This window comes from Kineococcus gurbantunggutensis (assembly GCF_050871925.1).
In the GTDB taxonomy this organism is placed as follows: Bacteria; Actinomycetota; Actinomycetes; order Actinomycetales; family Kineococcaceae; genus Kineococcus.
The window spans coordinates 1-18328 of the sequence record NZ_JBJLSG010000097.1 but is presented as its reverse complement, the minus strand read 5'-3'; the positions used below and the strand labels follow the sequence as shown (position 1 = coordinate 18328).

Here is an 18328-nt window from a genome sequence, read left to right as displayed (position 1 = left end):
GGGTGCTCCTCACCGGGCACCGCCTCGAAGCGCGCCGGACCGGGCCCGCACGGGCGCCGCGCGCGCACCGCCTAGACTCAGCCCACGTGAAGACCTTCGACGGCCTGTTCGCCGAGCTGACGGACAAGGCCCGCACCCGCCCGGCGGGCTCGGGCACCGTGCTCGAACTGGACGCCGGCGTGCACGCCATCGGCAAGAAGGTCGTCGAGGAGGCGGCCGAGGTGTGGATGGCCGCCGAGCACGAGTCCGCCGAGCGCACCGCGGAGGAGGTCTCGCAGCTGCTGTACCACCTGCAGGTGCTGATGATCGCCCGCGGGCTCACGCTCGACGACGTGTACGCGCACCTGTGATCGACCCGGTGAGGGGTCGCGAGAGAGAGGGCAGGCCCGTGCTGCGCATCGCCGTCCCCAACAAGGGGTCGCTGTCGGAGGCCGCCAGCGCCATGCTGCGCGAGGCGGGGTACAACCAGCGCCGCGAGGCCAAGGAACTGCTCCTGGACGACCCGGAGAACAACGCGCAGTTCGTCTTCCTGCGCCCGCGCGACATCGCCCTGTACGTCGGCTCCGGCACCCTCGACGTCGGCGTCACCGGCCGCGACCTGCTGCTGGACTCGCGCGCCCCGGCCGACGAGGTCCTCCAGCTCGGCTTCGCCCGCAGCACCTTCCGCTTCGCCGGCCGGCCCGGCACCGCCTCCTCGGTGGCCGACCTGCAGGGCCGGCGCATCGCGACCAGCTACTCCGGCCTGGTGGGCAAGCACCTCGCCGAGCACGGCGTGAGCGCCGACGTGGTGCACCTCGACGGCGCGGTGGAGACCGCCGTGGCGCTCGGCATCGCCGACGTCGTCGCCGACGTCGTCGAGACCGGCACGACCCTGCGCGCCGCGGGCCTGGAGGTCTTCGGCGAGCCCGTCATGCGCTCCGAGGCCGTCCTGGTGCGCCGCGCCGGCGCGCCCGCCGACCCCGCCGTGGACGTGCTGGTGCGCCGCCTGCAGGGCGTCCTGGTCGCCCGGCAGTACGTGATGGTCGACTACGACTGCCCCAAGGACCTCGTCGAGCGGGCCATCACCGTCACCCCGGGCCTGGAGTCGCCCACGGTCTCCCCGCTGGCGAACCCCGGCTGGGTGGCGGTGCGCGCCATGGTGGAGCGCTCGGCGACCAACCGCGTCATGGACGAGCTGTACGACCTCGGCGCGCGCGCCATCCTCGTCACCAGCATCCACGCCTGCCGGCTGTGAGCGGCGCGCGCGCGGCCGGTCCCGGCGGGGCGGCGCACCCCGCCGACGCGCCCTTCCGGCCCCGCCGCGCCCGCGCGGTGGGCCTGGCCGTCGCGACCCTGCTCGGGCTGGTCATCGCCGGCATGGCCGTCGGGCTGGCGCTGTCGCCGAACTCCGGGTGGACCCCCACCGACACCGCCTCCGCCGTCGTCTTCGGGCTGTTGCTGTGCGGCGGGCTGGTGCGCCTGGTGTCGGTGCGCGCGCTGCCCACCGACGACGCCCTCGTCGTGCGCAACGTGGTCTTCACCCGCCGCGTGGAGTGGGGCGCGATCCTCGCCGTGCGCTTCGGCGGCGACGACCCCTGGCTGACCCTGGACACCGACGACGGCGAGAACCTGGCCGTCATGGCCGTGCAGAAGGCCGACGGCGCCCGCGGCGAGGCCGAGGCCCGCCGCCTGGCGCGGCTGGTCGCGGCCCGCGCGCCGCGCCCGCCGCGCGACTGAGCCCCGCCCGGTCCCGCCCCGTCCCGCCCGCCTCGGTCCCGCCCGGCTCAGCCCCGCAGCACCCGCCAGCGCACCGCGCCGTCCCGCCCGTCGTGGACGTCACCGCCGTCGTGGACGTCGTCGCTGTCGAGCACCACGTCGGCGGCCGCGGCCACGTCGTGCGCGGCGAACAGCTCCTCCTCCTGCGCCGCCCACCGCCGCCAGTGCGGGGCGTACGCCGCCCCGTCGCGCGCCAGCGCCCGCCGGCGGCGCACCGCGGTCGGCGCGCGCACCCACACCAGCAGCTCCGGGCGCACCGGGGTGCACCCGGCGCCCACGCCCTCGACCACGACGGTCCCCGCCGTGCCAGCCGCCGGCACCGGTGCGCGCGGGCCCCAGCGCCCGGCGGCCCAGTCCCAGCGCGGCGGGTGCGGCACCCGCCCGGCCCGCAGCGGCCGCAGCACCTCGCGCTCGAGCAGGCCCACCGCCGCCGCCAGCCCGTCCCAGCCGGGGTAGAGGTCCTCCACGTGCACCACCGGCGCGCCCAGCCGCGACCCCAGCGCCCCGCCCAGGTCCGTCTTGCCGCTGCCCGAGCGCCCGTCCACGAGCAGCAGGCGCGGGCCGGCCACCGGGGCCGGGGCCGCCGCCAGCCGCGCCGCCAGCAGCTCCACGACCGCCGCCGCGCCCAGCGCGCGACCGGGTGCCGGGTCCTGCGCCGGGTCCTGCGCCGGGTCGGGCGCCGGGCCCTCGAGCGCCGCGGCGCTCAGAACCACGTCGGGCACCACGGCGCCGTCGGCGTGCCCAGCAGCGCGTGCAGGCGGTGCACCGCCTCCGCCGTGCCGTGCACCCGCCCCGCGGCGGCCAGCGCCACCGCCGACGTCCCGCCCAGCAGCAGCGCGCCCAGCTCCGCCGCCCCCAGCACCACGTCCGGCTCGGCGTCCGTGCCCGTCACCTCCGCGCACGTCCAGCCGTCCTCCCCGCAGCGCTGCGGGTCCACGTGCAGGCGCACCGTGCCCCCCGCCGGCCCGCCGGGGTCCAGCACCCGCAGCACCACCGTGCCGCAGCCCAGGTAGCGCCGCGCCGCCAGCGCCCCGGCCGCGTCCAGCGGCCGCACCCACAGGAAGTCGTCCAGCGGGCCCTGCTGCACCGCCCGCGGGTCCTCCAGCAGCAGCGGCAGCAGCTCGTCCACCGGCCGCTGCCCGGCGCGCACGGTGCGCACCAGGTCCACTGAGAGCACGAACTCCCACAGCCGCCGGTACACCGCCGGGGAGGCCGCGTGCAGGTCCAGCACGCGCGCCTCGCAGCGGCTGACCCGCCCCTCCCAGCGGTCCACGACCTCGTACGCGACGTACCCGTCGGGCGCCCCGGCCGCGTCGCGGTGCAGCACCGCGCGCGAGCGCGGCCCCCAGGCCCGGTGCCCGCCGGAGCGGGTTCGCTCGCGCCACCAGCGCTCCTCGCGCGCCAGCCCGCCGGGGCGCGCGCGGCGCGAGGCGTCGTGCACCGCCGCCAGCAGCGGCCACGCCTCCTGCGCCTCCACCAGCTCCAGGCGGCCGTCGTCGTCGGCGCCGGGGGCGTCCGGGCGGAACCGGCACGCGCGCGCCTCCACGGTCAGGTCCACCGCCCGCGTCGCCGTGCCGAAGCCGAAGCGCCCGTAGATGGGCGCCTCCGCCGCGATGAGCGCCGCCAGCGCGTGCCCGCGCTCGCGCGCGCGGTGCAGGTCCGCCCCGATCATGCGGCGCAGCAGCCCGCGGCGCCGGTGCGTGGGCAGCACCGTCACCGAGGAGACGGCGTTGACCGACACCGGCCCGGTGCCCGGCATCGTCAGCTCCGTGTCGAAGGAGCGGTAGGTGGCCACCCACGCGCCGTCGTCGACGACCCCGCTCAGGCGCTGGCCGGCCACCCGCTCGACCGTCTCGCGCAGGCGCGCGGCGGCCTCGCCGGGCAGCGGCTCGGCCTCCATGAACGCCACCCGCGGCACCCGCGACCAGGCCGCCACCGCCTCGGCGTCGGCGGTGTCGACCGTGCGCAGGGGCAGGGCCTCGGCGTCGAGGGGGCTCATGGGGCCGACGCTACCGCCGGGCCGGGCCGGTCCGCCCCGGGCGGGCCCCGCGCACCCGCCCGCGCGCACTACCCTCCTGCCGTGAGCGTCGCCGTGCGAGTCATCCCCTGCCTGGACGTCGACGCCGGCCGCGTGGTCAAGGGCGTGAACTTCGCCGACCTGCGCGACGCCGGCGACCCCGTCGAGCTCGCCCGCCGCTACGACGCCGAGGGCGCCGACGAGCTGACGTTCCTGGACGTCACCGCCTCCTCCGCCTCCCGGGAGACCACCTACGAGGTCGTCGCCCGCACCGCCGAGCAGGTCTTCATCCCCCTCACCGTCGGCGGCGGGGTCCGCTCGGTCGCCGACGTGGAGCGCCTGCTGCGCGCCGGGGCCGACAAGGTCGGCGTCAACACCGCCGCCATCGCCCGCCCGGAGCTGATCACCGAGATCGCCGAGCGCTTCGGCTCGCAGGTGCTGGTGCTCTCCGTCGACGCCCGCCGCACCCCGCCCGGCACGCCCACCACGCCCTCGGGCTTCGAGGTCACCACCCACGGCGGCCGCCGCGGCACCGGGCTGGACGCGGTGGAGTGGGCGGTGCGCGCCGCCGAGCTCGGCGCCGGGGAGGTCCTGCTGAACTCCATGGACGCCGACGGCACCAAGGCCGGCTTCGACCTGGAGATGCTCACCGCGGTGCGCGGGCGCGTCAGCGTCCCCCTCGTGGCCAGCGGCGGCGCCGGGGCCGTGGAGCACTTCGCGCCCGCCGTGGCCGCCGGCGCCGACGCCGTCCTGGCCGCCAGCGTCTTCCACTTCCAGCAGCTGACGATCGGCCAGGTCAAGGACGCCCTGCGCGCCGCCGGGGCCCCCGTGCGCTGAACCCGGTGCCCCGGGCGCGCCGGCGCACCGGGCCCGGCGCGCTCAGCCCGGCGCGGCGGGCGTGCCGGGGAAGGCGTCGGTGAACGCCCGCACGGCGTGCGGCGCCCCGTCCACCTCCACCAGCGCGCGCGTGCGGCGCCCGGAGGCGTGCAGCAGCAGCTCCTGCGGCTCGCCGCGCAGGCTGACCGACACCGGCCCGCCGCGCACCACCGAGCGCGGGCCGTCGGGGGTGACGAGCACCACGCCGACGGGGGAGCGCCGGTACGCCGCGCGGCCGGCCAGCCGCACCGCTCCCCACAGGCCCTGCGACTCCTCGCGCGCCAGCTCCCGCGGCCGCCAGCCCTCCTGGGCGCGGCGCACGTCCTCGCGGTGCACGAAGAACTCCACGCCGTTGACCAGCCCCGCCACCGGCCGCCAGCGCGCCGGGCTGACCGCGGGCGGCCCCGAGCGCACCCGCTGCACCAGCGCCTCGAAGGGCTCCTCGCGCCAGCGGCCCTGCAGCCGGTCCGCGTGCGCGCCCAGGGCGGGCACCGCCCGGCGCAGGACCTCGCCGGCGAGCACGTCCGGGCGCCCGTCACGCACGGCCAGGTGCACGAGCAGGTCGCGCACGGCCCACCCCTCGCACAGCGTGGGCGCGCGGGGGCCGGCGCGCAGGGCGTCGTCGCACAGTCCGTCGCGTTCTCGGGCGGGGTCGGGTCCGGGCACGGCGCGATGCTCGCACAGGCCGGTGCGACCATGAGGCACGTGCCCGTCGAGCCCGTCACCCCGCCCCCCGCGCAGCCCGCCCCGCAGGACCCCGCCGCCACCCCCGGCACCGCCGGGACCACCGCCACCGCCGGGCCGGTGCTGGACCCCGCCGTCGCGGCGCGCCTCAAGCGCGACCCGGCGGGGCTGGTGTGCGCGGTGGTGCAGCAGCACGACACGCGCGAGGTCCTCATGGTGGCCTGGATGGACGACACCGCCCTGGCGCACACCCTGGCCACCGGCCGGGCCACGTACTGGTCGCGCAGCCGCCGCAGCCTGTGGCGCAAGGGCGACACCTCCGGGCACGTGCAGTGGGTCAAGCGCGTCTCGCTGGACTGCGACGGCGACGCGCTGCTGGTGGAGGTGGACCAGGTCGGGGCCGCCTGCCACACCGGCGAGCGCACCTGCTTCGTCGCCGACCCGCTGCCCGCGGTGGCCGGCGGCCCGGCGTGAGCGGCGGCGCCGCGGCCCGGCCGGTCCCGCCGGCCCGGGCGCGCGCCGGCCGCGAGCGCGGCGCCGTGCTGCTGCTGGGCGCGGCCGGCGCGGTGCTCGCGCTGGCCGCCGGCGCGCCCACCTGGGTGGAGGGGGCCGTCGCCACCGCCACCGGGGTCCGCGGGGTGGACGCGGCCGGGCGGGCGGCCGCTCCCGCCGCCACCGCGCTGGCCCTGGTGGCGCTGGCGGCCGTGGTGGCCTGCTCGCTGGGGCGGCGCGTGGCCCGCGCGCTGGCCGCGGTCGTGCTGGTGCTGGCGGGGGCGGGCGTCGTCGCCGCCGGCGCCGCGGTGCTGGCGTCCCCGCAGGACGCGCTGACCGGCCCGGCGCGGCAGGTCAGCGGCCGCACCGACCCGCAGCTGCAGCGGGTGGGCACCGGCCCGTGGCCGGTGGTCTCCTCCGCCGGCGGGGTCCTGGCGGCGGCCGCGGGCGGTGCGGCGCTGCTGCGCGGCCGCCGCTGGAGCGCCTCCAGCCGCCACGAGCGCGACGCGGCCGCCGCGGCGCCCGCCCCCGCCGCCGCGCGCGCCGCGGACCGCGCCGGCGACCCCGCCGCCGCGTGGGACTCCCTGACCCGCGGGGACGACCCCACGCGCTGAGCCGCCCGCCCGCCGCGCGCACCGGTCCGGCGCCGCCGCACCGGGCCCGGTACCGTGGAGGAGCCAGCGCCACGACGTCCGAGGAGCACCACCGTGACCAGCCAGCAGCCCGAGTCCACGCACGGCGACGTCGTCGAGGAGCACGGCCACGGCCACAGCGTGGCGGCCTGGGCCGGGGTGGGCACCTGCCTCGTCGGCTTCCTCGTGCTGTGCCTGGCCGTGGTGTTCACCAACCTCGTCTCCGGCATCGTCGGCGGCGTGATCATCCTGGCCTCGCTGGTCGTCAGCTACGGCCTGGCCAAGGCCGGCTACGGCGTGAAGAACTCCAAGGGCGAGCCCGTGGGCGTCGGCCGCGCGCGCCACTGACGCGCGCCACCGACGCTCCGCCGACCCTTCCCGGACGCCGCCCGCGCGGCCCGTCCGGCGCTCCCGCCGCCCCGGCGAGCCGGTCCCGCACCGGCTCGCCGGGGCGTCGCGCGTCCCGGGCCGGCGGCCCCGCGCACCCGCGCGCGCGGGGAGGGGGTGGAGGGGGCACCGGGCCGCCCCCGGCGGGGACTACCCTCCTGAGGGTGACCGTCCTCGACGACATCCTCGCCGGCGTGCGCGAGGACCTGGAGCAGCGGCAGGCCAGCACGTCGCTGGCTGAGCTGAAGGAGCGCGCGCACCGCCAGGTGCCCGCCAAGGACGCCGCGGCCCTGCTGCGCCCGCGCGACAGCGAGCAGCGCGGCGTGAAGGTCATCGCCGAGGTCAAGCGCGCCAGCCCCTCCAAGGGCGCGCTGGCGGGCATCCCGGACCCGGCCGAGCTGGCCCGCCAGTACGAGCTGGGCGGCGCCAGCGTCATCAGCGTGCTCACCGAGCAGCGCCGCTTCGGCGGCAGCCTGGCGGACCTGCGCGCGGTGCGCTGCGCGGTGGACGTGCCGGTGCTGCGCAAGGACTTCGTCGTGGGCTCCTACCAGCTGTGGGAGGCGCGCGCCTGGGGCGCCGACGTCGTCCTGCTGATCGTCGCCGCCCTGGAGCAGGAGGCCCTGGTCTCCCTGGTGGAGCGCACCCACTCGCTGGGCATGACGGCGCTGGTGGAGGTGCACACCGCCGAGGAGGTCGAGCGGGCCGTGGCCGCCGACGCGCGGGTCGTCGGGGTCAACAACCGCGACCTCAAGACCCTCGAGGTGGACAACGCCACCTTCGCGCGGCTCGCGCCGCTGATCCCCGCGGGCGTGGTCAAGGTCGCCGAGTCCGGCGTGCGCGGCCCGCACGACGTCGTGGAGTTCGCCCGCGCCGGCGCCGACGCGGTGCTGGTCGGCGAGACGCTGGTGCGCGGGGACGACCCGCGCCGCGCGGTGGCGGACCTCGTGGCCGCCGGCGCGCACCCGGCCGTGCAGGCGGTGCGCCCGTGAGCGCCCCCACCGCCCTGTCCGCCGAGCGCGGGCCGTACTTCGGCGCCTTCGGCGGCCGCTTCGTGCCCGAGGCGCTGGTGGCCGCCCTCGACGAGATCGAGGCCGCGCACACCGCCGCGATGGCCGACGAGTCCTTCCTGGCCGAGTTGGCGGAGCTGCACCGCACCTACTCCGGCCGGCCCAGCATCCTCACGCCCGTGCCGCGCTTCGCCGAGCACGCCGGCGGCGCCACGGTGCTGCTCAAGCGCGAGGACCTCAACCACACCGGCTCGCACAAGATCAACAACGTCCTCGGCCAGGCGCTGCTGACCAGGCGCATGGGCAAGAGCCGCGTGATCGCCGAGACCGGCGCCGGCCAGCACGGCGTGGCCACCGCCACCGCCGCGGCCCTGATGGGCCTGGAGTGCGTGGTGTACATGGGCGAGGAGGACACCCGCCGCCAGGCGCTGAACGTCGCCCGCATGCGCCTGCTGGGCGCGGAGGTCGTGCCCGTCACCGCCGGCAGCCGCACCCTGAAGGACGCCGTCAACGAGGCCTTCCGCGACTGGGTGGCCTCGGTGGACACCACCCACTACGTCTTCGGCACGGTCGCCGGTCCGCACCCCTTCCCGGTGCTGGTGCGCGACTACCAGCGCGTCATCGGCCTGGAGGCGCGCGCGCAGGTCCTGGAGCTGACCGGCCGCCTGCCGGACGCGGTGTGCGCCTGCGTGGGCGGCGGCTCGAACGCGATCGGCATCTTCCACGCCTTCCTCGACGACCCGGCCGTGCGCCTGTTCGGCTTCGAGGCCGGCGGCGAGGGCGTCGGCTCCGGCCGCCACGCCGCCTCCATCACCGGCGGCTCGCCCGGGGTGTTCCAGGGCGCGCGGCAGTTCGTGCTGCAGGACGAGGACGGGCAGACGGTGGAGTCGCACTCCATCTCCGCCGGGCTGGACTACCCCGGCGTGGGCCCGGAGCACTCCTGGCTGGGCGACTCCGGGCGCGCGGAGTACCGCCCGGTCACCGACGCCGAGGCCATGGAGGCCTTCCGGCTGCTGTGCCGCACCGAGGGCATCATCCCGGCCATCGAGAGCGCCCACGCCCTGGCCGGCGCGCTGCGGGTGGGGCGCGAGCTCGGCCCCGAGGCGCTGCTGCTGGTGAACCTCTCCGGCCGCGGGGACAAGGACGTGGACACCGCCGCCCGCTGGTTCGGGCTCGTCAGCGACGCCGACCTGGTGGCGTCGGAGGCCGAGCGCGTCGCCGACGCGCCGCAGGACACCGAGGGGTCGGGCTGGTGAGCACCACGAGCGTGGACGTGGACGGGACGGGCAGCGGCGGTGCCGCCCGGGCGGGCAGCTCCGCCGCGGCGGTGGACCGCGCCAGGGCCGAGGGCCGCGCGGCCCTGGTGGCGTACCTGCCCGTGGGCTTCCCCGACCTCGACGCCGGCGTCGCGGCGGCCAAGGCCGCGGTGGCCGGGGGAGCGGACGTCGTCGAGCTGGGGCTGCCGTACTCGGACCCCACGATGGACGGGCCCACCATCCAGCGGGCCGTGGACGCGGCCCTGCGCGCGCGCACCCGCCCCGCGGACGTGCTGCGCGCCGTGGAGCAGGTCGCCGCCACCGGCGCGGCCGTGCTGGTGATGACCTACTGGCCGCCGGTGGACCGCTACGGCGTGGCGCGCTTCGCCGCGGACCTGGCCTCGGCGGGCGCGGCCGGGCTGATCACGCCGGACCTGATCCCCGACGAGGCCGCCGCCTGGCTCGAGGCCAGCGACGAGCACGACCTCGAGCGGGTCTTCCTCGTCGCCCCCAGCTCCACCGACGCGCGCCTGGCCTCCACCGCGGCCGCCTGCCGCGGGTTCGTCTACGCCGCCTCCACCATGGGCGTCACGGGGGCGCGCACCACGGTGGGCGCCGGTGCCGCCCGCCTGGTGGAGCGCACCCGCGCGGCCGGCGCCGAGCGGGTCTGCGTCGGCCTGGGGGTCTCCACGCCGGAGCAGGCCGCGGAGGTGGCCGGCTACGCCGACGGCGTCATCGTCGGCTCCGCGTTCGTCGCGCGCCTGCTGGAGGCGGACTCCCCGGCCGCCGGCGCGCGGGCCGTGGGCGAGCTCGCCGAGCGGCTCGCGCAGGGCGTGCGCCGGGCCTGAACAGCCGGCCGGGCGCGCGGCGGTGCCCCGCACGCGGGGCACCGCCGCGCCGGGCCGACCGATTCGACCGCCCGGGCCCCGCGCACGGGCGCCTGCGAGGAGAGCAGCGTTGAGCAGCAAGAAGCGACCCGGGGGCGACCCCGCCCGCGCCGGGCAGGCCGAGGACGCCCGCGAGGCGCGCCGCGCCAAGGCGGCCGCGCTGCGCGAGCGCGAGCTGGCCCGCGAGCGCAGCCGCCGGGTGCTGCTCGTCAGCGCGGCCGTCGTCGCGGTGCTCGCCGTGGTGGCCCTCGTGGTGGTCCTCGTCGCCCGCGAGCGCGACGCCACGACCACCACCGCGGGCGCCGCCCCGCCGTCGGCCTCCGGGGACGCCGGCGGGTACGTGCTGGCGGGCACCCCGGCGGCCGGGGCGCCGACCGTGGACGTGTGGCTGGACTACCAGTGCCCGTACTGCGCGCAGTTCGAGGCCGCCGCCGGGGACGCGTACGTGCAGCTGGCCGCCTCCGGGCGCGCGCGCGTGGTCGTGCACACCCTGAGCTTCCTGGACGACAGCCTGCGCAACGACTCCTCCACCCGCGCCGCCGAGGGCGCCGCCGCCGCGGACGCCCAGGGCCGCTTCGCGCAGTACACGGAGGCCGTCTTCGCCCGCCAGCCCGGTTTCGCCGGCAACGAGGGCGAGGAGGGCGACGGCTACACCGACGAGCAGCTGCGCGAGGCGGCCCGGGAGGCCGGGGTCGCCGACCTGGACCGCTGGCAGCGGGCCCTGGACGACGACGAGTACGTCGGCTACGTGCGCCGGGTGCAGGACGGCATGGCGGCCGCCGGCGTCTCGGGCACCCCCACCGTGCAGATCACCCCCGAGGGCGGGACGACCACCGCCCTGGACACCGAGCAGCTGCTCGGCGCCGACCCGGCCGGCTACCTGCAGCAGCAGGTCGCCGCGGCCAGCGCCTCGTGAGCGCGGTGAGCGCGGTGAGCGCCCTGCCCGCGGCCCTGCCCGCCGCGCTGCCCAGCCCGACGCAGGGCGTCTGGCACCTGGGCCCGGTGCCGCTGCGCGCCTACGCGCTGTGCATCCTCGCGGGCATCGTCGCCGGCCTGTGGATCACCTCGCGGCGCTGGAGCGCCCGCGGCGGCCGGCCGGACTTCCCGCTGGACGTGGCGGTGTGGGCGGTGCCGCTGGGGGTGGTGGGCGCCCGCGCCTACCACGTGCTCACCTCCCCGGAGGCGTACTTCGGGCCCGGCGGGGACCCGGTGCGCGCGCTGTACGTGTGGCAGGGCGGCCTGGGCATCTGGGGCGCGATCGCCGCCGGGGCGCTGGGGGCCTGGATCGCCTGCCGGCGCGCCGGGTACCGCCTGGCGCCGTTCGCCGACGCCGTCGCCCCCGGCCTGCTGGTGGCGCAGGGGCTGGGCCGCTGGGGCAACTGGTTCAACAACGAGCTGTACGGCCGCGCCACCGACGTGCCGTGGGCGCTGACGGTGCACCGCTGGGACGAGGCCGCCGGGCGGGCGGTCACCGGCGCCGACGGGCGCCCGGAGGTGCTGGGGACCTTCCACCCCGTGTTCCTGTACGAGTCGCTGTGGTGCCTGCTGTCGGCCGCGGCGATCGTGCTGGTGGACCGGCGCCTGCGGCTGCGCCACGGGCAGGCCTTCTTCCTCTACGTGGCGCTGTACACCGCCGGCCGCTCGGTCACCGAGGCGCTGCGGGTGGACGAGGCCAACGAGATCGCCGGGCTGCGCGTGAACCAGTGGGTCGCCGCCCTGGTGCTGCTCGCGGCCGTCGTCGCCCTGGTCCTCTCCCGGCGCCGCCACGGCGACGGGCGTGCGGGGGAGGGTGGTCGGGACGAGCCGCTGGAGCGGGTACCCTCGCCGCAGTCCCCGGGGGCCACTCCTCCCTCCGGTGACGCCGAGCCGCAGGCGGGTGCACAGACCGTGACCGAGTCCTCGCGGCCGACCTCGAAGGACCACGACCACCCGTCGTCGTGACGATCCGGTGACGCTCTCGTGCGAATGAGCACGGGGTTCGTGGCGTTACAGTGAGGTGAACGTGGGCCAGCGCCGTCCCTCGTTCGGCGGTGCGCGCCCACCAGGCGCGCCACCTCCGCCCGGGAAGCCCGCTCCGGCCGACCGGGACCACGCTCGAAGAGACCCGTCGAGAGACCCCCTGTCCATCGAGGTCCTCCCGGACCTCTCTCCGAGGACGGTGCACCGCATGTCGCAACCCCTCGCGCCCACCGCGCAGCACGCCGCCCGCACCGAGCGGGCCGTCCGTCCCCTGCCCTTCTCGGCGCTGCCCGCGGACGCCGGGCTCTACGACCGCAGCAACGAGCACGACGCCTGCGGCGTGGCCTTCGTCGCCACGATGCGCGGCGAGCCCGGGCACGACATCGTCGAGCACGCCCTGACCGCCCTGCGCAACCTCGACCACCGCGGCGCGGTGGGCGCGGAGACCAACACCGGCGACGGGGCGGGCATCCTCACCCAGGTCCCCGACGAGTTCCTGCGCGCCGTCACGGCCGAGCTGGGCGTCGAGCTGCCGGCGAAGGGCGCCTACGCCGCCGGCAACGCCTTCCTGCCCGTCGACGCCGCCGAGCGCGCCGAGGCCGTGGCCCGCATCGAGGCCCTCGCCGAGGAGGAGGGCCTGGAGGTCCTGGGCTGGCGCGACGTGCCCGTCACCGCCGACCTCGTCGGCGCGCAGGCGCGCGCCTGCATGCCGCACTTCGCCCAGCTGTTCGTGGCCGGGCGCGCGGGGGAGAGCGGCATCGACCTCGACCGGCGCGTGTACCCGCTGCGCAAGCGCGCCGAGCGCGACCTGGGCGTGTACTTCCCCTCGCTGTCGGCGCGCACCATGGTCTACAAGGGCATGCTGACCACCGGTCAGCTGGAGCCGTTCTTCCCGGACCTGTCCGACCGGCGCTTCACCAGCGAGCTGGGCCTGGTCCACTCGCGCTTCTCGACGAACACCTTCCCGTCGTGGCCGCTGGCGCACCCCTTCCGCACCATCGCCCACAACGGCGAGATCAACACCGTCAAGGGCAACCGCAACTGGACCGCGGCGCGCGAGTCGACGATGAGCACCCCGCTCATCCCCGGCGACGTGCAGCGCCTGGGCCCCGTCTGCGCCACCGAGGGCTCGGACTCCGCCTCCTTCGACGAGGTCCTGGAGCTGCTGCACCTGGCCGGGCGCTCCCTGCCGCACGCGGTGCTGATGATGATCCCCGAGGCGTGGGAGAACAACACCGAGATGGACCCGGCCCGCCGGGCCTTCTACGAGTTCCACTCGATGTTCTCCGAGCCGTGGGACGGCCCGGCCAACCTGACCTTCACCGACGGCACCCTCATCGGCTGCGTCCTGGACCGCAACGGCCTGCGCCCCTCGCGGTACTGGGTCACCGACGACGGCCTGGTCGTGCTGGCCAGCGAGGTCGGCGTCCTGGACCTGGACCCCGCCTCGGTGGTCACCCGCGGCCGCGTCGCGCCCGGCAAGATGTTCCTGGTCGACACCGCCCGCGGGCGCATCGTCGACGACGAGGAGATCAAGGCCGAGCTGGCCGCCGCCGAGCCGTACGCCGAGTGGTTGAAGAACGTCGTGCACCTGGGGGACCTGCCCCCGCGCGAGCACGTGGTGCACACCCACGCCTCGGTGGCCCGCCGCCAGCAGACCTTCGGCTACACCGAGGAGGAGCTGCGCCTCATCCTCGCCCCGATGGCGCGCGCCGCCGCCGAGCCGATCGGCTCGATGGGCTCCGACACGCCCCTGGCGGTGCTCTCCGAGCGCCCGCGGCTGCTCTTCGACTACTTCACCCAGCTCTTCGCGCAGGTCACCAACCCGCCGCTGGACGCCATCCGCGAGGAGCTCGTCACCTCGCTGATCACCATCGCCGGCCCGCAGAAGAACTTCCTGGCCGGCACCCCGGCGCACTGCCACCAGCTCGTGCTGCCCTTCCCCGTCATCGACAACGACGAGCTCGCCAAGATCGTCCACATCGACCGGGACCGGCGGAACCCCGGGCGCACCACCCACACCGTCAAGGGCCTGTACCGCGTGGCCGGCGGCGGCGCGGAGCTGGCCCGGCGCATCGAGGAGATCCGCGCGGAGGTCTCGCGCGCCATCGCCGACGGCGCGGTGTTCGTGGTCCTCTCCGACCGCGACTCCACCGCCGAGCTGGCGCCCATCCCCTCCCTGCTGCTGACCAGCGCGGTGCACCACCACCTGGTGCGCCAGAAGCTGCGCACCCAGGTCGGCCTGGTCGTCGAGGCCGGCGACGTGCGCGAGGTGCACCACGTCGCGCTGCTCATCGGCTACGGCGCCGCCGCCATCAACCCGTACCTGGCGATGGAGACCGTCGAGGACCTCGCCCGCAACGGCGTGATCACCGGCGTGGACCCGCAGACCGCGGTGCGCAACCTCATCAAGGCCCTAGGCAAGGGCGTGCTGAAGGTGATGTCCAAGATGGGCATCTCCACCGTCGCCTCCTACCGCGGCGCGCAGGTCTTCGAGGCCCTGGGCCTGTCGCAGACCCTCGTCGACGAGTACTTCACCGCCACCACCTCCCGCCTGGGCGGGGTGGGCCTGGACGTGCTCGCCGAGGAGGTCGCCCGCCGGCACCGCCTGGCCTACCCCGTGGAGGGCCAGGAGCGCGCCCACCGCCGCCTGGAGACGGGCGGGGAGTACCAGTGGCGCCGCGAGGGCGAGCCGCACCTGTTCGACCCCGAGACCGTCTTCCAGCTGCAGCACTCCACCCGCCAGCGCAACGAGGCCCTCTTCCGCAAGTACACCTCCCGGGTGGACGAGCAGGCCGAGCGGCTGATGACCCTGCGCGGGCTGCTGCAGCTGAAGAAGGGCGTGCGCGAGCCCGTCCCGGTCGACGAGGTCGAGCCGGTCAGCGAGATCGTCAAGCGGTTCTCCACCGGCGCGATGAGCTACGGCTCCATCAGCCAGGAGGCCCACGAGGTCCTCGCGATCGCCATGAACCGCCTCGGCGCGCGCTCGAACTCCGGCGAGGGCGGCGAGGACGTCGAGCGGCTGTACGACCCCGAGAAGACCTCGAAGGTCAAGCAGATCGCCTCCGGCCGCTTCGGCGTGACGAGCAACTACCTCTCCTCGGCGACCGACCTGCAGATCAAGGTCGCCCAGGGCGCCAAGCCCGGCGAGGGCGGGCAGCTGCCCGGCCACAAGGTGTACCCGAACATCGCCAGGACGCGGCACTCCACGCCCGGCGTCGGGCTCATCTCGCCGCCGCCGCACCACGACATCTACTCCATCGAGGACCTCGCCCAGCTCATCCACGACCTGAAGAACTCCAACCCCGCGGCACGGGTGCACGTCAAGCTCGTGTCCGAGGTCGGCGTCGGCACGGTCGCCACCGGCGTGTCCAAGGCCAAGGCCGACGTGGTGCTCATCTCCGGGCACGACGGCGGCACCGGCGCGGCCCCGCTGACCAGCCTCAAGCACGCCGGCGGTCCCTGGGAGCTCGGCCTGGCCGAGACCCAGCAGACCCTGGTGGTCAACGGCCTGCGCGACCGCATCTCCGTGCAGGTCGACGGCCAGCTCAAGACCGGCCGCGACGTCGTCATCGCCGCCCTGCTGGGCGCGGAGGAGTTCGGCTTCGCCACCGCCCCGCTGGTCGTCTCCGGCTGCATCATGATGCGCGTGTGCCAGCTGGACACCTGCCCGGTGGGCGTGGCCACGCAGAACCCCGAGCTGCGCTCGCGGTTCAACGGCAAGGCCGAGTACCTGGTGACCTTCTTCGAGTACCTGGCGCAGGAGGTGCGCGAGTACCTCGCGCAGCTGGGCTTCCGGTCCCTGCAGGAGGCCGTGGGCCACGTCGAGGTCCTCGACAGCCGCCGCGCGGTGGCGCACTGGAAGGCCTCCGGGCTGGACCTGTCGCCGGTCCTGCACGCGCCCGCCGCGCCCGAGGGCACCGCGCTGCACCAGACGCAGACGCAGGACCACGCCCTGGAGAAGGCGCTGGACCACGTCCTCATCGAGCGCGCCGGCGCCGCCCTGCGCGACGGCACGCCGGTGAAGGTCGAGCTGCCGGTGCGCAACGTCAACCGCACCATCGGCACCCTGCTGGGCCACGAGGTCACCAGGGCCTGGGGCGAGGAGGGCCTGCCCGAGGGCACCATCGACGTGACGCTGACCGGTTCGGCGGGGCAGTCGCTGGGCGCCTTCGTGCCGCGCGGCATCACCCTGCGCCTGTTCGGCGACACCAACGACTACGTCGGCAAGGGCCTGTCCGGCGGCACCGTCGTGGTGCGCCCGGACCGCGCCACCGGCTCGCGCGAGCGCGACATCGTCGCCGGCAACGTCATCGGCTACGGCGCCACCTCGGGCCGGATCTTCCTGCGCGGGGAGGTCGGCGAGCGCTTCTGCGTGCGCAACTCCGGCGCCACCGCCGTCGTGGAGGGCGTGGGCGACCACGCGCTGGAGTACATGACCGGCGGTGAGGTCGTCGTCCTGGGCCGCACCGGGCGCAACGTCGCCGCGGGCATGTCCGGCGGCCTGGCCCACGTGCTGGACCTGAAGGTCTCCCGCGTCAACCGCGACATGGTCGACGTGGAGCCGATGGGCGACGAGGCGGCCGCGCGCGTGCACGACCTGCTCGTCGCCCACCGCGAGCACACCGACTCCACCGTCGCCGCCAAGCTGCTCGCCGACTGGGGGGCCGCGCGGCAGCGCTTCTCGACGATCGTCCCGCGGGACTACCGCCGCGTCCTGCAGGTCCGCGCCCAGGCCGTCAGCGACGGCCTGGAGCCGGACTCCGACGCCGTGCTGACCCGCATCATGGAGGCTTCTCATGGTTGATCCCCGGGGTTTCCTGAAGGTGCGCGAGCGCGAGCTGCCGCCGCGCCGCCCGGTGCCGCTGCGCCTGATGGACTGGCGCGAGGTGTACGACAAGCAGAGCGACGACGTCCTCCAGCGCCAGGCCGGGCGCTGCATGGACTGCGGCATCCCGTTCTGCCACAACGCCTGTCCGCTGGGGAACCTCATCCCCGAGTGGAACGACCTGGTCAGCCGCGGCGACTTCGCGCAGGCCTCCGAGCGGCTGCACGCCACGAACAACTTCCCGGAGTTCACCGGCAAGCTGTGCCCGGCGCCCTGCGAGTCGGCGTGCGTGCTGGGCATCAACCAGCCGCCGGTGACCATCAAGCAGGTCGAGGTGATGATCGCCGAGCACGCGGTCGACCTGGGCGGGCTGGAGCCGCGCCCGCCGGAGCGGCTGACCGGCAAGACCGTCGCCGTGGTCGGCTCCGGGCCCGCGGGCCTGGCCGCCGCCCAGCAGCTGACCCGCGCCGGGCACACCGTCGCCGTGTACGAGCGCGACGACAAGATCGGCGGGCTGATGCGCTACGGCATCCCCGAGTTCAAGATGGAGCGCTCCGTCCTGGACCGGCGCCTGGCCCAGATGGAGGCCGAGGGCACCCGCTTCCGCCCCGGCGTGGACATCGGCACCGACATCACCGGCGAGCAGCTGCGCGACCGGTACGACGCGGTCGTCGTCGCCACCGGCGCCACGCAGTGGCGCGACGTGGAGCTGCCCGGCCGCGAGCTGGCCGGCGTCCACCAGGCGATGGAGTACCTGCCGCCGACCAACCGGGTCGCGGTGGGCGAGCCGCGCCCGGAGGCCTACGTCGACGCCGCCGGCCTCGACGTGGTCATCATCGGCGGCGGCGACACCGGCTCGGACTGCTACGGCACCGCGCTGCGCCAGGGCGCCCGCTCGGTGACGCAGCTGGACATCTACCCCAAGGCCCCCGGCGAGCGCTCCGAGGAGGAGCCGTGGCCGACGATGCCCAAGGTGTTCAGCGTCTCCTCCTCGCACGAGGAGGGCGGCGAGCGGCGCTTCTCCGCCTCCTCCCAGGCCCTGGTCGGCGACGAACAGGGGCGCGTGAAGGCCCTGCGCGTCGTGGAGGTGCGCAAGGTCGACGGCGTCTGGACGCCCGTGGAGGGCAGCGAGCAGGACCTGCCGGCGCAGCTGGTGCTCCTGGCGATCGGCTTCTCCGGCCCCGAGCACGGCGACCTGGTGGGCCAGCTCGGCCTGGGCGCCGACGCGCGCACCCGCTTCACCCGCACCCCCGGCTACGCCACCGGCACCCCCGGCGTGTTCGTCGCCGGCGACGCCGGTCGCGGGCAGTCGCTCATCGTGTGGGCGATCGCCGAGGGCCGCGCCTGCGCGGCCGCGGTCGACGAGTACCTCATGGGCGAGACCGCCCTGCCCTCGCCGATCCGCGCCGACGCGGTCCCGCTGACCGCCTGAGACCGCGCCCTACCGGCCCCGCCCCACCGGCCCCGCCGCGCCCCCGCGGTCGCGCTCCGGACGGCCCGCGGCGTACGCCACCGTTAGGCGGCCGGCCCCGGCCGTCCTCCCTCTAC

General features: G+C 76.6%; 17 protein-coding genes. 14 read left to right on the top strand and 3 right to left on the bottom strand.

Annotated elements, in window-relative coordinates:
* The first annotated feature begins 86 nt into the window (after nucleotides 1-86).
* The 3 genes from ACRYR7_RS16880 to ACRYR7_RS16870 are packed head-to-tail and all read left to right on the top strand — an operon-like array spanning nucleotide 87 to nucleotide 1716.
* Nucleotides 87-350: a phosphoribosyl-ATP diphosphatase gene (locus ACRYR7_RS16880; protein ID WP_166612831.1), complete on the top strand. Its 264-nt coding sequence runs from the start codon at nucleotides 87-89 to the stop codon at nucleotides 348-350.
* Between the two features lie 38 nt (nucleotides 351-388).
* Nucleotides 389-1234, top strand: coding sequence for an ATP phosphoribosyltransferase (hisG, locus tag ACRYR7_RS16875; protein WP_166612830.1), 846 nt, complete (start codon nucleotides 389-391; stop codon nucleotides 1232-1234).
* Nucleotides 1231-1716, top strand: coding sequence for a PH domain-containing protein (locus tag ACRYR7_RS16870; protein ID WP_432573270.1), 486 nt, complete (start codon nucleotides 1231-1233; stop codon nucleotides 1714-1716). Before hisG ends, ACRYR7_RS16870 begins: the two co-directional genes overlap by 4 nt.
* Nucleotides 1717-1763: 47 nt before the next feature.
* On the opposite strand, the gene ACRYR7_RS16865 is transcribed toward ACRYR7_RS16870, so the two are convergent.
* Together ACRYR7_RS16865 and ACRYR7_RS16860 are read right to left on the bottom strand one after the other, a co-directional pair.
* The gene (locus tag ACRYR7_RS16865) at nucleotides 1764-2477 is read right to left on the bottom strand and encodes a nucleoside/nucleotide kinase family protein (RefSeq protein ID WP_432573269.1); all 714 of its coding nucleotides are present in this window, start codon (nucleotides 2475-2477) and stop codon (nucleotides 1764-1766) included.
* Nucleotides 2459-3754 carry a GNAT family N-acetyltransferase gene (locus tag ACRYR7_RS16860; RefSeq protein ID WP_432573268.1) on the bottom strand — a complete coding sequence of 432 codons (1296 nt, stop codon included), beginning with the start codon at nucleotides 3752-3754 and terminating at the stop codon, nucleotides 2459-2461. Before ACRYR7_RS16860 ends, ACRYR7_RS16865 begins: the two co-directional genes overlap by 19 nt.
* An 81-nt stretch (nucleotides 3755-3835) precedes the next feature.
* Between ACRYR7_RS16860 and hisF the strand changes: the two genes are divergently transcribed.
* On the top strand, nucleotides 3836-4609 hold the full coding sequence (hisF, locus tag ACRYR7_RS16855; protein WP_432573267.1) for an imidazole glycerol phosphate synthase subunit HisF: 774 nt from the start codon (nucleotides 3836-3838) through the stop codon (nucleotides 4607-4609).
* 42 nt (nucleotides 4610-4651) lie between these two features.
* Here hisF and ACRYR7_RS16850 read toward each other — a convergent pair whose 3' ends face one another.
* Nucleotides 4652-5314, bottom strand: coding sequence for a TIGR03085 family metal-binding protein (locus ACRYR7_RS16850; RefSeq protein ID WP_432573266.1), 663 nt, complete (start codon nucleotides 5312-5314; stop codon nucleotides 4652-4654).
* Nucleotides 5315-5452: 138 nt separating this feature from the next.
* On the opposite strand from ACRYR7_RS16850, the gene hisI reads away from it, so the two are divergent.
* The 10 genes from hisI to ACRYR7_RS16800 all read left to right on the top strand — a co-directional run bounded on the left by hisI (nucleotide 5453) and on the right by ACRYR7_RS16800 (nucleotide 18212).
* Entirely contained in the window at nucleotides 5453-5806 is a 354-nt protein-coding gene (gene hisI / locus ACRYR7_RS16845) for a phosphoribosyl-AMP cyclohydrolase (RefSeq protein WP_166613682.1), read from the top strand.
* Nucleotides 5803-6438, top strand: a complete 636-nt coding sequence (locus ACRYR7_RS16840; RefSeq protein WP_432573265.1) for a Trp biosynthesis-associated membrane protein — start codon at nucleotides 5803-5805, stop codon at nucleotides 6436-6438. The genes hisI and ACRYR7_RS16840 overlap by 4 nt, the downstream gene beginning before the upstream one ends.
* Nucleotides 6439-6531: 93 nt before the next feature.
* On the top strand, nucleotides 6532-6804 hold the full coding sequence (locus ACRYR7_RS16835; protein WP_432573264.1) for an HGxxPAAW family protein: 273 nt from the start codon (nucleotides 6532-6534) through the stop codon (nucleotides 6802-6804).
* 203 nt (nucleotides 6805-7007) lie between these two features.
* Nucleotides 7008-7832 carry an indole-3-glycerol phosphate synthase TrpC gene (gene trpC / locus ACRYR7_RS16830; protein WP_432573263.1) on the top strand — a complete coding sequence of 275 codons (825 nt, stop codon included), beginning with the start codon at nucleotides 7008-7010 and terminating at the stop codon, nucleotides 7830-7832.
* Complete coding sequence (gene trpB / locus ACRYR7_RS16825; protein ID WP_432573262.1) at nucleotides 7829-9106, top strand: tryptophan synthase subunit beta; 1278 nt, start codon at nucleotides 7829-7831, stop codon at nucleotides 9104-9106. The genes trpC and trpB overlap by 4 nt, the downstream gene beginning before the upstream one ends.
* A gap of 17 nt (nucleotides 9107-9123) precedes the next feature.
* Nucleotides 9124-9954, top strand: coding sequence for a tryptophan synthase subunit alpha (gene trpA, locus ACRYR7_RS16820; protein WP_432573271.1), 831 nt, complete (start codon nucleotides 9124-9126; stop codon nucleotides 9952-9954).
* 109 nt (nucleotides 9955-10063) lie between these two features.
* Nucleotides 10064-10909 (top strand): DsbA family protein, encoded by an 846-nt coding sequence (locus tag ACRYR7_RS16815; RefSeq protein ID WP_432573261.1) that lies wholly within the window; start codon nucleotides 10064-10066, stop codon nucleotides 10907-10909.
* 14 nt (nucleotides 10910-10923) lie between these two features.
* Nucleotides 10924-11934: a prolipoprotein diacylglyceryl transferase gene (lgt, locus tag ACRYR7_RS16810; protein ID WP_432573260.1), complete on the top strand. Its 1011-nt coding sequence runs from the start codon at nucleotides 10924-10926 to the stop codon at nucleotides 11932-11934.
* Between the two features lie 226 nt (nucleotides 11935-12160).
* A complete protein-coding gene (gene gltB, locus ACRYR7_RS16805; protein WP_432573259.1) occupies nucleotides 12161-16759 on the top strand; it encodes a glutamate synthase large subunit in 4599 nt (1532 codons plus the stop codon).
* On the top strand, nucleotides 16752-18212 hold the full coding sequence (locus tag ACRYR7_RS16800; RefSeq protein ID WP_432573258.1) for a glutamate synthase subunit beta: 1461 nt from the start codon (nucleotides 16752-16754) through the stop codon (nucleotides 18210-18212). The genes gltB and ACRYR7_RS16800 overlap by 8 nt, the downstream gene beginning before the upstream one ends.
* Nucleotides 18213-18328: the final 116 nt, after the last annotated feature.

Excerpts from the sequence above, each read along its gene's own strand:
- ACRYR7_RS16860 (WP_432573268.1), bottom strand. The coding sequence starts at position 3,754 with ATGAGCCCCCTCGACGCCGAGGCCCTGCCCCTGCGCACGGTCGACACC.
- gltB (WP_432573259.1), top strand. The coding sequence starts at position 12,161 with ATGTCGCAACCCCTCGCGCCCACCGCGCAGCACGCCGCCCGCACCGAG.
- ACRYR7_RS16800 (WP_432573258.1), top strand. The coding sequence starts at position 16,752 with ATGGTTGATCCCCGGGGTTTCCTGAAGGTGCGCGAGCGCGAGCTGCCG.